The sequence below is a fragment of the [Clostridium] scindens genome, from assembly GCF_019597925.1.
Lineage (GTDB): Bacteria > Bacillota > Clostridia > Lachnospirales > Lachnospiraceae > Clostridium_AP.
In genome coordinates this window covers 1,220,001-1,234,359 of record NZ_CP080442.1, presented here as the reverse complement: position 1 = coordinate 1,234,359, position 14,359 = coordinate 1,220,001, and the positions used below count along the sequence as shown (strand labels likewise).

The following is a 14,359-nucleotide window of genomic DNA, read 5'->3' as shown; positions in this document are numbered from 1 at the left end:
ATTGTCAAGTGCCAGATTGCTCTGGCACTTAATTTTTTTATCTTAACTTCTTACTTTGCTAGCTGAGTGCTCATCATTCCAATGTTCATCTTCTTAAATACCTGAATCAGTACTTTGCCTAACGCCAGTACCAGCACTGCTGCCGCAATTGCCTCTGGTATTCCCGATGCAGTCACCGTTCCCATAATCAGGCCCCACACCGCGGTCACGCCTACTTCCCTGGCCTGCGCATACTGCTGGGCGAATAACAGGTAGATGCTTCCCATAACCGCCACCGTATTCACCATTGACCCGATGAATCCTACGATTGGAAGCGCTATCACCTGGCTTACCTTTAACTTGCTCAGTAAAATCCATAGCCATCCTGCCACTACTCCAATCAAAATCCTGCATCCTACTGAAATCCAGATTGCCTTTAATGCTCCCGGTATCCCTGTAGTACTCATGAATGGTGAGAATGCAAAGGATAAAAGCGTTGGCGCCATCGTATTGCTGATCAATGAGCATACGCCAAATACGGCGCCCAGGATTGCTCCCGCTGATGGGCCTAACAGAATCGCTCCGATAATTACCGGAATGTGTACAGTTGTCGCCTTAATAATCGGCAGTTGAATCATCCCCAGCGGCGTGTTCGCCAGCACGATGACAATGGCTGCCATAAGTGCAACACTGACCATCCAACGTGTGTCGTGTTTCTTTGTCTTCATTATTCAATTCCTCCTTGTTATCATTCCTGCTGTGCAGGATACAATACAATTACGCTGTAATTATAACACCCAGCCTAATATTAAGCAACTCTTTTCCATATATGCCAGGCAATATAAGGCTCAAAGTTATATTGCCATTCTCAATTTGTAAAAAAATAAACCGGACCCGTTTCATCGAGCCCGGTAAAATACTGGTTCTTTATGGATTAAAATTTACTGTATTTTCTTCTCCTGATCCAAAGAATGGAAACAGACAATCCGCCTGCCGCAAAAAGAGCGGCCCAAACCCACATCAAGCTATCATCTCCCGTCTCTGGCGCCTTGTTTTCTACAGTAGGCTTTGCTGGCGTTACAATTTTCGGAATCGGCTCCGTCTCCTTATAGCCACATACCGAGCAGACTCTTTCTCTGCTTCCTGCCTCGACTGCAGTCGCCTCCTTAATGGTCTGCCAATCGCCATAACTGTGCACGCCCTCATCGCGCTTCTTTCCGCATACGCTGCATTCCTGCCAATGCTTGTCCGCATCGGATCTGTCCTGCCATGTATGTTCTGCATATCCTTCCTTCTCGCTGTTATCAGTAATGGGGCATGCCGCTTCATCGCAGTCGTGCCAATGGTATTTATCATCCGAGCTCCAGTCCTTGCTCCAAGAATGCATATGCTCTGTTTTAAAATCACTCACTGTACCTTCTCCCTGATTCACCTTTAAGGTCATCGTGGTCGGCGTACCCGAGAAATCTGTGTAATTAGCATCATTGACCTGCTCTGAAAAAATCTTTAATGTGTATGTCCCATCGGCCACTCCTGAAAGAGGAATTGCCAGAGAACCCTCTTCGCTCTGTGCAGTGTCCGCCAGCCTGGCATAATATTTTACCCCTGTATTATCCGTCAGTACGCAGGAAATGTACTGGTGCTCGCCTGTGGTCGCTCTGGAATAAGGGAACTGCAGCGTCGAGCCGCTCTGTGTTTTTTGCGCATCAGTGGCATTCATACTTAATCGCAGCGAACTGTCTTGCATAGTAAATTTCAGCGCATTTCCTGAAGCACCTATTTCCGATGTAGGGATAAAGCCATCGCTGACTGTAACCGCTGCCTTAGCAAGGCTGTCAGCCGTATATTGAACAGTGGAACAGTCCATATTGAGTGCCGGGCGTATCCCATGGTGTCCATCAAAATCTACGTTCGTATAGTTGATAGAGTCTCCCGTCGGGGCTACCGTAGTAGCAAACACGGGGCCAGCGCTCGGTATGCCGCGCCCCGGCGACCGAAGCCACCATGATTTTTTATAGGGTGCCGCATCTGTACCACTAAAATATAAAAACTCATCATAGGACAAAGCCCACATTTTCTGATCATTGATGCCTTCAGATAATTCTGTCCTGGGCTTAATCAACGTTTGTTCTTTGGAAGATGGATACTGATTTGCCATCTTTTCTATACTGCGCTGCAAGGTGCTGTCCGCATAATCATTAGGATCTGTAAAGTCACCCTCATAGTACCATCCATTATAGAATGATCCGTCATAGACAAACTCTTTCCAGTCCGGCTGATTCTGCGTATCAGCCCCTGTACGGAATGCCGTATTGCCAAAGGGACCATTCTTTTCTAAAAGAGTAATGCAGTCCTCTTGCACATGGACGCCCCCGAGCGTCTTCGTTCCTACGACCCACCATTCGGTTCCCGCAAAACTTACGGTATGCGTATTTATTATTAGCTCCGGAGTTCCTTCCTCCATGTTCAGCGCAGAGGCCTTTAAAGGCAGCATTGCAGACAAAACTGCGAATAGGCACACCACTATTGTCAGCAGTTTTTTCTTTGTATTCTTTATCATTTGCTTGTACCTTTCCTTTTCTATACAGATTAAAATCCACATTCTACCCTATAAGTTTAACATAGATTTTAATTTTACATACCGTACAAAGGTATTGATTTTTACAAAAACTCAAGTGATCCAGGCAGCCAGTTCTATTTTTCCGTCCTGTTCCATGGCCCTCGCCACCTGGGTACGCCGCGAAATATTGTACTTCCTGAAAATATTAGTCAGATGGCCCTTCACTGTTCGCTCGCTGATGGACAATGCTGCGGCGATCTCACTGTTGGTTCTTCCCTCTACCAGCAGCGCGGCGACTTCCCGCTCCCGCTTTGTCAATCCGACGGAAGTTTTAAGCAGAAGTTCTTCCCGAAGCGGCGCAAGCTTTTCCCAGAAACCCGCGCCGATCTTCCGAATTTGGATTGCTCCTTCCCGGTCTACCCGATTGGCGACTTCATGAAGAAGTTCTCCAAAGGATGGTTCAAATTCAGCGGCAATCAGCCACAGGCCGTCCGGAGCAAGAAGTTCTACTGCCCGCATCAGGGCTTTACGCACCCGATCGGCATCGCCCATGTAAGCATAACTGCCTGCCCGGAAAAACTCTAGGTAAGCGTCCAGTTCAACGTTTCCCATGCCGTATACCTTTTGTATTGTATCGGCAATGTTCAGCGCCTTCACTGGCTGGGCGCAGTAACAGTAATATTCCAGCCGGGCCACCAGGGCCGGGACGAGGGTTCCGCGAAGGACCTTGTCCTCGACAAGTTCGTAGCCCCATGAAGTGGATATGATTCCAAAGTCACCAGCCTTTACCCAGTCCGGGACGCTGTGCAAAAGCCCCAGCGACATATCCAGCAGACAGGAAAACATCAGCGCCTGCTCTCTACTGCAGCGATCAGCCTTGCGTATCCCTTTTGCCACGGCGTTTATATACCCATAGGCAAAACTCCACAATCTGCTGTCCAGCTGGTGCTTTGCGAGGTCGGCCAGTATGTAGGCGGCCCATAACGCCACAAGTCCCTGCTGTTGTGACAGTTCGAACGCTTCCTTTGCCAGCGTCCGGGCCTCGGCTATCTTGCCTTGATAATAAGCGACCTGGGCGCGATAACACACGTCTGTTGCCATTGCGCCGCCCGTCAAACCATAGAACAGCCGAACTGCCTCAGCCAGTTTCTCTATATTTTCCTCAGCATGACCAGGCTGTTTATTGCAGACAGCAAACGCGCCATAGTCATCATACAGCGGCGCGCAATGCGGCAGAACGCGGGAATGTCCTTCCATCAGCTCTGCTGCTTCCCGGAAGAGGACGCAGAGACGGTCTAAATCCGAAGGACAGGAAATCGCGGATATAAGCAGCCATTCGCCCCGGAGCGCACGACTCTTTGGCATAGCATCGATAGCAGCCTTAGCCTGCTCCATGCAACGCTGATATCCCCTTCTGTTTTCACGCCCAATAAAGCGGTATGCTTCCCGCAGCAGCATAAGGATTTCATACTCTCTCATAGTTCACCCCCACATTCCTGACTTGGCAGCGAAGAAATACGAGGGTGCAGAAGAGGCCTGCCGGGCAAATCAGCTATCCAGCGATCTTCCTTGATTTTCGCTGTAAAATTCCCCGCCCTAACGTATCGTCTTTTATTGAAGATGGCCGAATCCGGCACCTGCCCTTTATGCGGGCCCATATCAATACCCATATCCTTTTCCTTTCCCGGACAATCCGGGGCGTTTCCCAATTGAGATTGAGCCAGATACGGAAGGAAGTCTGGCGTTGTCATGGCTACCGTTGTTTTTGTTTCATATTTTACTCTATTCTATGCTCCATGTCCATAAGAATATTATTAGGCAGCGAACGCCTGAACTGATGATGGAGCACCCTTTTCACACAGGACTTCTTGCAACACGTCCCAAAACAGGTTATAGTTATAGTAATATGAAAACTACTACAGAAAGGAAATCTTACTATGTTAAAAGGAAAAACGATCCTCTTGGGCGTTACCGGAGGAATTGCAGCATATAAAAGCGCCAGCCTGGCCAGCATGCTGGTCAAATCCCAAGCCGAGGTCCATGTGCTTATGACCGAGCATGCTACAAACTTTATTACGCCGATTACCTTTGAGACGCTCACTGGCAACCGCTGCGTAATCGATACATTTGACAGGAATTTTGAATTCCAGGTTGAGCATGTTGCTCTTGCCCAGAAGGCGGACGCTTTCGTAATCGCCCCGGCAACTGCCAATGTGATTGCCAAGATTGCCCATGGTATGGCTGATGACATGCTGACAACTACCTTCCTGGCCTGCAAATGTCCTAAGATCATCGTGCCGGCGATGAATACGGCAATGTATGAGAATGCGGTAACCCAGAACAACCTGGAGGCGTTGAGAAAGTACGGTATGGAAATCATAGATCCTGCCAGCGGAAGGCTGGCATGCGGAGATACCGGAGCAGGGAAGATGCCGGAGCCTGAAACCATCCTCCAGCACATTTACAGATGCTGCGCCTGTCCCAAAGACATGCTGGGCTTAAAGGTTCTCGTTACCGCCGGGCCTACCCAGGAAGCCATCGATCCTGTCAGGTACATTACCAACCACTCTTCGGGAAAGATGGGATACAGTATCGCGAGGGACTGTATGCTAAGGGGAGCCCAGGTTACGCTGGTAACCGGCAAAACCGCTATAGATCCGCCGATGTTCGTCGATGTGGTTCCTGTCATTTCTGCCAGAGACATGTTCGAAGCCGTCACTTCCAGAAGCCGGGATATGGATATTATCATCAAGGCTGCTGCTGTTGCCGATTATCGTCCATCCCAGGTTGCAGATGAAAAGGTCAAGAAATCGGATGCCGAACTTAGCATCCCGCTGGAGCGCACGGACGATATTCTGAAATTCCTGGGCGATAACAAAAAGCCCGGCCAGTTCCTCTGCGGATTCTCTATGGAAACCGAGAATATGCTGGAGAATTCCAAGAAGAAACTGGTGAAAAAGAATCTGGATATGATCATCGCCAATAATCTAAAGGTGAAGGGAGCCGGATTTGAGGCCGACACCAATATTGTCACCATGATCACTCCGGGTTCTGTAACAGAACTGGAACTGATGAGCAAGGATGATGTTGCCACGCTGCTTGTCAATCATATCTTAGAACTCAGGCAGGAATCTTAGATAACGGATAGCGAATAAGGAGCACGCGGAAATCTTGCCGCGTGCTCCTTATTCGCTCTTATTCTCTCTTATTCAGTCTTGTTCTTGCTGGCAGTGCCTACTCATAGCACTGCATCTGCATCTCATATATGGTTTCAGTCGGCGCATCAAATTCTATCATACAACTGTTATAATATTTCTCCGGATCAGCATCTTTCCAAGTGTACATCTGGAAATTCTCATCGGAATATACGTCTTGCGTCTCGCCATATTTTGACAGAACATCTGCCTTAGCGCCTCCAATCTGGATTCCTCCCGGGAAGATCACGGACAAAGTTCCATCCTCCAGATCATATTCATTTACCGTGATCCCTCCTACCATGCATTCGGTAATTTTGCAAGGACTGTCTGTCTGGTTGATCATGTCTATCATCACGGATGCGCCCGAGTCGTTCTTAAAAAAGACAAACTCGTACTCGCCCGCATTCACGACATAATCCTCAGCCGTATCCTCCGTATCCAGGGCAAGTCCTGCTGCTTCCAGATCCTTAATCTCACATGGCAGCGTTAGAACCTTGTCATTTATCTGAACCGTATAACTGTCCCAGTTATCCTTCAGCTCGCTGCTCTGCTTTGCCGGGGTAGCCTTCTTACTCTTAGCAGATTTATCGTCATCCTGATCGTCTTTATCCGTATCGCTTCCTTTGGTCGCTTCCAATGCCTCCTTTGGAACCTTGATCTCCTTTATGTTATCATATTCAAAATATGTGATTTCCACAAAGTAATCTTCTACTTCAAGATTCTGGTAGCTATCGGCATAAGACTTCTGTACGAGATCTTTCAGATCAATATGGATCTTCGCAGGAAGAATACTGTCCTTGTAAATGTCTATGGTACATGGAATCTTGGCTTTTTCCATTTTTTCTTCATCCAGGATATCTCCGGAAGAGCCAAAAGAATTCACCATATCTTCATCCATGATTCCTTCCAGGTATTTTCCTCCAATTTTCCCGGTCAGTTCAAAGCATTCCTTATCATTTACCTTTACCAGATCTTCTTTCTTTTTAAACGACTCGTGGGTCTTGGTAAGATTTTCAAATGCATTGATGTCCAGCGCATCCTCTACGTCATCCGAAGTGCTTTTTGACCATGCTTCATTCGTATTCGTGTAAGTAACCACTTCATCGTCTTCTATCAGCGCATATGCCTCGATCGTCGTATTGATATCTGAGCCATTATATTTGATGGAAAATTCTCCATCCATATGGGTGGCCGCCGGCTTCCTGGTTGACTCCATATCCACATCCATGGACATGCCGGCAGAACCCGTGTCATCTCCCATGGATGCCGTCATCTTCATATTCCCAGAAACAGACTCTACTTTCTTAATATTTTTGTTCAAGTCTGTCAAAAGGTTCTCTGGCGTAGCCTTTTTTCCGCAGCCGGCCGCGCTTACTGCGACTGTTAGAATCAAAGCTGCTGTAACTGTTGCTGTTAACTTTTTCTTCATCTCTTTTCCCTCCGTGAGTTTTTATTATTCCTGGTCCGTCAGATATATGACTCCCATCCAGTAGTATCCGGCAAGATCATCATTCCCGTATTCCTCAAGCACCTTCATGGCAATATCATTGAACTGCTGGTCATTCAGATCGTAATCTGTACGAAGTACGGCCGCATTGCCTTTCTTTAGTTCTGCCGTAAGCGAATCTGCTATCTGGTCTTTTTGGAAATATTTATTCTGAAGCCGGTAATACTCCATCTTATCTGTCGGCGCCTGGTAATGTGCTATCCTGGTATCCAGCACATATCTGTCATCCTCTACCAGCACCTTGCCAGCCGCCTTATCCGGAAGATTCAGCAGCGCGTTAAAGATAAGCTCATTGTCATTATTCGTGCTGTCAACGATCTGCCATTCTCCGTCAATCTTTATCTTATTCCAGGCATGAGGAAGTTCTCCCTCCAGATTGCCTGTCACTACGATACTCTCTAATCCCGCCTCATCTGCCAGAAGTTTAAAAGCCCCCGCATAGCTTGCGCACACGCCTGACTTATTCAGTAGTACGCCATATGGGGTGAAAGAATCATTAAACTGCTCATCTACCGTTTCAAAATTATTCTTCTCGGCATTATCAAGAGCATCCATATCATATTCAGCCGTATCGCAGAGATATTGGTTGATCGCCAGTTCCTTGTCCAGTTCGGACATATCGTCCGTAATGATCTCTCCTGTGACCCTTTTTACCTCTTCTGCAATTTCTTTCTGCTTTTCTTCCATTGCCGCCGGGTCCGTATCGTACTGTACCATAAGCGTCTTTCCGCCATCAGCGATGCCTGCGCTCTTGACTCCAAGAATCAGTGGGTTCTGGTAGACCGCCTCCATCCAGGCATCGGATAGATACTGCTGATCCGCGCTCTCCGGGAAGTCGCTTAAGTCTATCATCGAAGCGCCCGTCAGCATATTGGCTGCAAGATATTCGCTTAACGCGCTGTTGGCTGTAATCTTATAATCCGTCTCATAGACGTTCTGACTATCCCCTCCAGCCTCGTCCTCTGTCTGTGCTTCCTCAATCTCGATATCCCTGGCTCCTGCCCGGTTTCGCAGCTGCTCCTGCCGCTTTTCTATTTCTTTCAAATCCTTTTCCCAGGTCTCGCTGTTAAAGTTCTGGACCTTCACGATTCCGGTGAATCCGGTTCCCTCTATTACATAAGGAACCCTTACGACGTCTACTTCCACGTTATGGAGATCGGACATATCTTCTTTCTCATATTCTCCCCAAGTCTCCACTACCTTTTCCGCTTCCTGGAAATCATAATTGATCATTTTCTGTACCAAGGTACCATCACACATGGTCACCCACTTATATGACGGCATATTCGCAAATCCATCCGCATAGTTTGATCCTTCTTTTTCCCTGCTGATCCCTACTTCTTCTGAATAGGGGACGCGCCTTACGATCTCTTTTTCATTAAATGTATTGCTGATCGCGGATGTGCCATCTTCGGAAGCAGCGATCACGCAATAGTATGTTTCGTAGACTCCGTCTTTTGGAATCGGGTCTGTGCCCTCTCCATACTTTTCAATATTGTATTCCTCGATACGTTGGGCTTCGGAGACAGTAAAGGTCACCAGATGTGTCGCTGATTCGGGCTTCCACTTTGTCTTCTTTGTATGTCCCTGTACCCATCCCGCGCCGCTGAATCCGGACTCCTTAGAATAATTCATCTCCATAATATAATAGGTATCCGCTCCCGGCACCTTCTTCCAGGAGAATTCAGGCAGCCCGTCCTCGCTGATCCGCAGCGACACTTTTGGTGCCTTTTTCACCTCATGGTCTACAGTAACAATTGTAACGATCGGCTTCGCCAGAACTTCTCCTGTCTCAAGGTCTACATACTGCACCAAATAGTACTGAGGGAGGTTGCCCCAATCCTTTGATTCGCCTTTATCAAACAGTTCCGTTGAAGTAGATTTATTTCCCGGCACATCCTTGTCCAGTTCCGCATTGCTGATACCGCCTGCGCTCCACTTCGGAGGGGTGATGGATATCACCTGCTTTTCTTCATCCCACTCAAATCCGGTTCCAACGCTCTGGGTAAGTTCCGCATTCTGAAATACCTGGACGATCTGAGTATACTGGTCAAATCCTGCATTCATGATGTCAAATCCCATCTGAATCTTCAGATGCTCATCTCTTGCGATATCCGTAATCGGCTCGCCGTACTCATATTTTTCTTCATCCGCATATTTATCACGGACACTTTGGGCAAGTTTCCCGGCCTCGATCTTCTCTCCGCTGCGTTCTTGGCTATCTTGTGCCTGCTGCTTTCCCTGGCAGCCCGTCATCAGTATCGCCAATACCAGGAAAAGGCTGACAGCCTGTCTTCGTCTTTTCTCTTTCATGTATCACCCTCCATTGTATGGTTTCTATTATGAATACCTTGCATAGACCGCTAAGGTTACAGTTTTTTTATATTTTTTTTCAAATAATCCAGAAATTTTTCTTCCTTCGTAGAATTGGAGGATGCGTAATAATAAGTCCCTTCTTTTTCCCAGGCTGCATAATAAGTTCCTTTATTCTGATCCGTGCCTATATATACCTCCTGTCCTTCTATCATGCTTGGCTTAATCTCCCACAACTGTTTCGGCGCAATACTTCTTTCGTTCCCGGACACGATCTGCACTGGCGAGTCTTCCTCCTGCTTCGGATCTATCCTGCCAAGTTCTACTCCTATTTCCCATCCATTGTCATCAGACTGGCTTAATACGATGTCTCCTACATTGATATGATTTCCAGCGTAATACCGATAGCCTCCATATACGCCCAGTATGACAATGCATATGCAGGCGGCTGCTATGGCAGGGATCCATCTGCGCATGTACTGTTTCTTTTTCCTGTTCTGATCTTCAGCCATTTGATCTGGCTCTTTCTCGTTCCTGCAAAATGTCGAAGCCTCTGCCTGCATTGCAGTCCTGGTTCGCTCAACCAAATCCCTGGGAGCACGAATCTGGCTGACTTCATCTTTATATCTTTTCTCAAAGTTGTCATAATCCTTATCGTGATCCTGCACAGCCTTGCCCTCCTTCCAAATAGTCACGCAGCATATCCCTTGCGCGGGACAGCCTCGTCTTAACTGCGGTGTCAGATAATTCCATAATCTGCCCTATCTCTTTTATTGAATACTGTTCGTAGTAGAACAGATGGATGACGCTGCTGTAGTTATCCGGAAGCTGTCTCACAGCTTCCCAGATGCTATCATCCCGCTCAGGCATCTCATAAGACGGTTCCTTCCTGCCATCAGCCTCTAATGGAACCGTCCTCTTTCTATACGCATTATCAAACTGCTTCTTGCAGCAGTTAATCGTCACCCTGATCAGCCAGTGCTTCAGATGTTCCTCTTCTTTTATCCTGTCAGCATATCTGACCAGCCTTAGAAATACTTCTTGAAATATATCCTCCGCGTCGCTCTTATTCTTCATATGAAGCAGCGCGATCCGATACACCATATCGCTGTAGTCATCCAGCGCTTTATTGGCATCAATCAGGCGTATATCCCCGTTCTCATTCTTTTTCTTCATATGTAATACCTTTCAATCCCCCAAATAGTTACAAGTATTATACCATTTCTATATCAATTGGACAAAAACTTCCACTTTTCATTATGAAAAAGATTTTAAATAGCAAAAAAGTCCAGGAAATTAATTCCTGGACTTTTCATATATACCTTCAAAACCGCATACGGGAAATACTTCCATCCAACGCCCCAGACCCGGGCCTCCTCGCCTTCCGGCCTCTCTGGTCATGCCCTCGACCGATTAGTAATAGTCAGCTCCATGCATTGCTGCACTTCCACCTCTATCCTATCCACCTCGTCGTCTTCAAGGGGTCTTACTGGCTTGTCGCCAGGGATATCTCATCTCGAGGGGGGCTTCACGCTTAGATGCCTTCAGCGTTTATCCCGTCCCGGCTTGGCTACTCTGCCATGCGCCTGGAGGCGCAACAGATCCACCAGCGGCCAGTCCATCCCGGTCCTCTCGTACTAAGGACAGCTCCTCTCAAATATCCTGCGCCCGCGCCGGATAGGGACCGAACTGTCTCACGACGTTCTGAACCCAGCTCGCGTACCGCTTTAATGGGCGAACAGCCCAACCCTTGGGACCTACTTCAGCCCCAGGATGCGATGAGCCGACATCGAGGTGCCAAACCACTCCGTCGATGTGAACTCTTGGGAGTGATAAGCCTGTTATCCCCAGGGTAGCTTTTATCCGTTGAGCGATGGCAATCCCACTTTATACCACCGGATCACTAAGTCCTACTTTCGTACCTGCTCCACCCGTCGGTGTCGCAGTCAAGCCCTCTTCTGCCTTTGCGCTCTGCGAATGGTTTCCGACCATTCTGAGAGGACCTTTGAGCGCCTCCGATACCCTTTCGGAGGCGACCGCCCCAGTCAAACTCCCCGCCTGACATTGTCCCCCAGCCGGTTCACGGCTGCTGGTTAGAAACCCAGCACTGCAAGGGTGGTATCCCAACAGCGGCTCCGCGACGACTGGCGTCATCGCTTCCTAGCCTCCCACCTATCCTGTACATGCAATACCGGATCCCAGTATCAAGCTGGAGTAAAGCTCCATGGGGTCTTTCCGTCCTGGCGCGGGTAACCAGCATCTTCACTGGTACTTCAATTTCACCGGGTGCATTGTCGAGACAGTGCCCAAATCATTACGCCTTTCGTGCGGGTCGGAACTTACCCGACAAGGAATTTCGCTACCTTAGGACCGTTATAGTTACGGCCGCCGTTTACTGGGGCTTAAGTTCAAGGCTTCGGATCGCTCCTAACCTCTCCCCTTAACCTTCCAGCACCGGGCAGGCGTCAGCCCATATACCTCGCCTTGCGGCTTCGCATAGACCTGTGTTTTTGCTAAACAGTTGCTTGGGCCAATTCTCTGCGGCCATATCTCTATGGCACTCCTTCTCCCGAAGTTACGGAGTCATTTTGCCGAGTTCCTTGACAATGCTTCTCCCGTCGGCCTTAGGATTCTCTCCTCATCTACCTGTGTCGGTTTGCGGTACGGGCGCGATATGAGCGATAGCGGCTTTTCTTGACGCATGGCTCGCATACTTCCCTACTCGTAGTTCGGTTCGCGTCGCGGCTTCGGGTTGCGCTGCACGGATTTGCCTATGCAGCCCCTACCCCGCTTGCGCCGGTCTTTCCATTCCCGGCTTATGCTTTCCACGCGTGTCCCCACAGTTCTGTCATATCGCGGTACAGGAATCTCAACCTGTTGTCCATCGGCTACGGCTCCCGCCCTCGCCTTAGGCCCCGACTTACCCAGAGCAGATCAGCTTTACTCTGGAAACCTTGGATATTCGGCCGGAAGGATTCCCACCTTCCTCTCGCTACTCATTCCGGCATTCTCTCTTCGATGCGGTCCACGGCTCCTTCCGGTGCCGCTTCCTCCCGCATCCAATGCTCCTCTACCGATGTACCTCGTACATCCCTGGGCTTCGGCAGTGTGTTTCAGCCCCGGACATTTTCGGCGCGGGACCTCTCGACTAGTGAGCTATTACGCACTCTTTGAATGCATGGCTGCTTCTGAGCCAACATCCTAGTTGTCTTCGAAATCCCACATCCTTTTCCACTTAACACACATTTTGGGGCCTTAGCCGCAGGTCTGGGCTCTTTCCCTTTCGACTGCCCAACTTATCTCGTGCAGTCTGACTCCCATACATCATCTACGCGGCATTCGGAGTTTGATATTCTTCGGTAAGCTTTGACGCCCCCTAGGAAATTCAGTGCTCTACCTCCGCAAGACTCGTATGAGGCTAGCCCTAAAGCTATTTCGAGGAGAACCAGCTATCTCCGGGTTCGATTGGAATTTCTCCCCTATCCACACCTCATCCCCACCCTTTTCAACGGATGTGGGTTCGGTCCTCCATTGCCTTTTACGGCAACTTCAACCTGGACATGGATAGATCACCCGGTTTCGGGTCTACTCCGGCTGACTCGCTCGCCCTATTCAGACTCGGTTTCCCTTCGGCTCCGGGCCTAAGGCCCTTAACCTTGCCAGCCGGCGTAACTCGCCGGACCGTTCTACAAAAAGTACGCGGTTGGGCACGTAAGGCCCTTCCACAGCTTGTAAACATATGGTTTCAGGTTCTCTTTCACTCCCCTCCCGGGGTTCTTTTCACCGTTCCTTCACAGTACTATGCGCTATCGGTCACTAAGGAGTATTTAGCCTTGCGGGGTGGTCCCCGCGTCTTCCCACAAGGTTTCTCGTGTCTCGTGGTACTCTGGATCCCGCCTTGCCGCTCCCGGTTTCGCTTACGGGGCTTTCACCCTCTCTGGCCGGCTTTCCCAAAGCCGTTCTGCTACCTCTCGCGGATCAATTATGCGGTCCGAACCCCGGGGCGCACGCGCCCCGGTTTGGGCTCTTCCGTGTTCGCTCGCCGCTACTTACGGAATCACTTGTTGTTTTCTCTTCCTCCGGCTACTTAGATGTTTCAGTTCGCCGGGTTCCCCTCCCTGCGTTATGGATTGGCGCAGGGATGCATGAGGGCTTCTCATGCGGGTTTCCCCATTCAGACACCTCCGGATCAAAGGGTATTTGCCCCTCCCCGAAGCTTTTCGCAGCTTATCGCGTCTTTCGTCGGCTCTTAGTGCCAAGGCATCCACCATATGCTCTTTCTAGCATGACCAAGCGGACAGCGGCGCACGGGCGGCGCTTAAGTCCTACGTCGGCATAGCGTTGCCGGCGTTGGCCAGTCGGCATTTTTTCTATTCGTTGCCTCGAATCTGGTTTGTTATGAATAATCGCTTCCGCGATTACCTCGGATGTCTTGATCTAGATATTCTTCTTGATCATTCTTGTATTTCCATGTATGCGGTTTTCAAGGTACATATGCGCGGCTGACGCTTTATCAGCCATTAGAAACCAGAATGCGCTTCTGACCTCTAATCACTGGTAAGACCAGCTATCTTAACAGCACTGCCCTGCTGATGGGGTCGGCCCTGCGGGTTGTTGCCCGTCCCTGCCGGTATCTATCTGATCCCGAACATCTGCAGCGGATCTGCATCTGCCCTTCTCTTTTTTTAAATCCTGGCAGCCACCTGCTCTCCCGTACCGTCTCCAGTAAAGTACCATCGGCCGCCCGGGCCTTAACCATCGTGTTCGGGATGGGAACGGGTGTTGCCCCCGGGCGTATCGCCG

The 14,359-nt window shown here is 49.2% G+C and carries 8 protein-coding genes and 2 rRNA genes (1 of these 10 running past the window's edge); 1 reads left to right on the top strand and 9 read right to left on the bottom strand.

The annotated features are described in order from the left end of the window. Window positions 1–50 precede the first annotated feature (50 nt). The 3 genes from K0036_RS05895 to K0036_RS19030 form a co-directional block, all read right to left on the bottom strand. Complete coding sequence (locus K0036_RS05895; protein WP_025644454.1) at window positions 51–707, bottom strand: ECF transporter S component; 657 nt, start codon at window positions 705–707, stop codon at window positions 51–53. A 206-nt stretch (window positions 708–913) separates the two neighbouring features. Then, entirely contained in the window at window positions 914–2,539 is a 1,626-nt protein-coding gene (locus tag K0036_RS05890) for a hypothetical protein (RefSeq protein WP_220430941.1), read from the bottom strand. A gap of 111 nt (window positions 2,540–2,650) precedes the next feature. Then, window positions 2,651–4,018 (bottom strand): helix-turn-helix domain-containing protein, encoded by a 1,368-nt coding sequence (locus tag K0036_RS19030; protein WP_259283400.1) that lies wholly within the window; start codon window positions 4,016–4,018, stop codon window positions 2,651–2,653. Window positions 4,019–4,476: 458 nt separating this feature from the next. On the opposite strand from K0036_RS19030, the gene coaBC reads away from it, so the two are divergent. Then, the gene (gene coaBC, locus K0036_RS05880) at window positions 4,477–5,676 is read left to right on the top strand and encodes a bifunctional phosphopantothenoylcysteine decarboxylase/phosphopantothenate--cysteine ligase CoaBC (RefSeq protein WP_173692913.1); all 1,200 of its coding nucleotides are present in this window, start codon (window positions 4,477–4,479) and stop codon (window positions 5,674–5,676) included. A 97-nt stretch (window positions 5,677–5,773) separates the two neighbouring features. Here coaBC and K0036_RS05875 read toward each other — a convergent pair whose 3' ends face one another. From K0036_RS05875 to rrf, 6 genes are all read right to left on the bottom strand, one after another. Beyond that, window positions 5,774–7,165, bottom strand: coding sequence for a DUF6612 family protein (locus tag K0036_RS05875; RefSeq protein ID WP_220430940.1), 1,392 nt, complete (start codon window positions 7,163–7,165; stop codon window positions 5,774–5,776). Window positions 7,166–7,189: 24 nt separating this feature from the next. Then, window positions 7,190–9,556 carry a transglutaminase domain-containing protein gene (locus K0036_RS05870; protein ID WP_220430939.1) on the bottom strand — a complete coding sequence of 789 codons (2,367 nt, stop codon included), beginning with the start codon at window positions 9,554–9,556 and terminating at the stop codon, window positions 7,190–7,192. A 56-nt stretch (window positions 9,557–9,612) separates the two neighbouring features. Next, window positions 9,613–10,224, bottom strand: a complete 612-nt coding sequence (locus K0036_RS05865; RefSeq protein WP_173692910.1) for a hypothetical protein — start codon at window positions 10,222–10,224, stop codon at window positions 9,613–9,615. Beyond that, entirely contained in the window at window positions 10,208–10,732 is a 525-nt protein-coding gene (locus tag K0036_RS05860; RefSeq protein ID WP_220430938.1) for an RNA polymerase sigma factor, read from the bottom strand. Before K0036_RS05860 ends, K0036_RS05865 begins: the two co-directional genes overlap by 17 nt. Window positions 10,733–10,949: 217 nt before the next feature. Beyond that, window positions 10,950–13,847: ribosomal RNA gene (locus tag K0036_RS05855) — 23S ribosomal RNA — on the bottom strand. 399 nt (window positions 13,848–14,246) lie between these two features. Continuing rightward, a 5S ribosomal RNA gene (rrf, locus tag K0036_RS05850) occupies window positions 14,247–14,359 on the bottom strand (it continues 5 nt past the right edge of the window).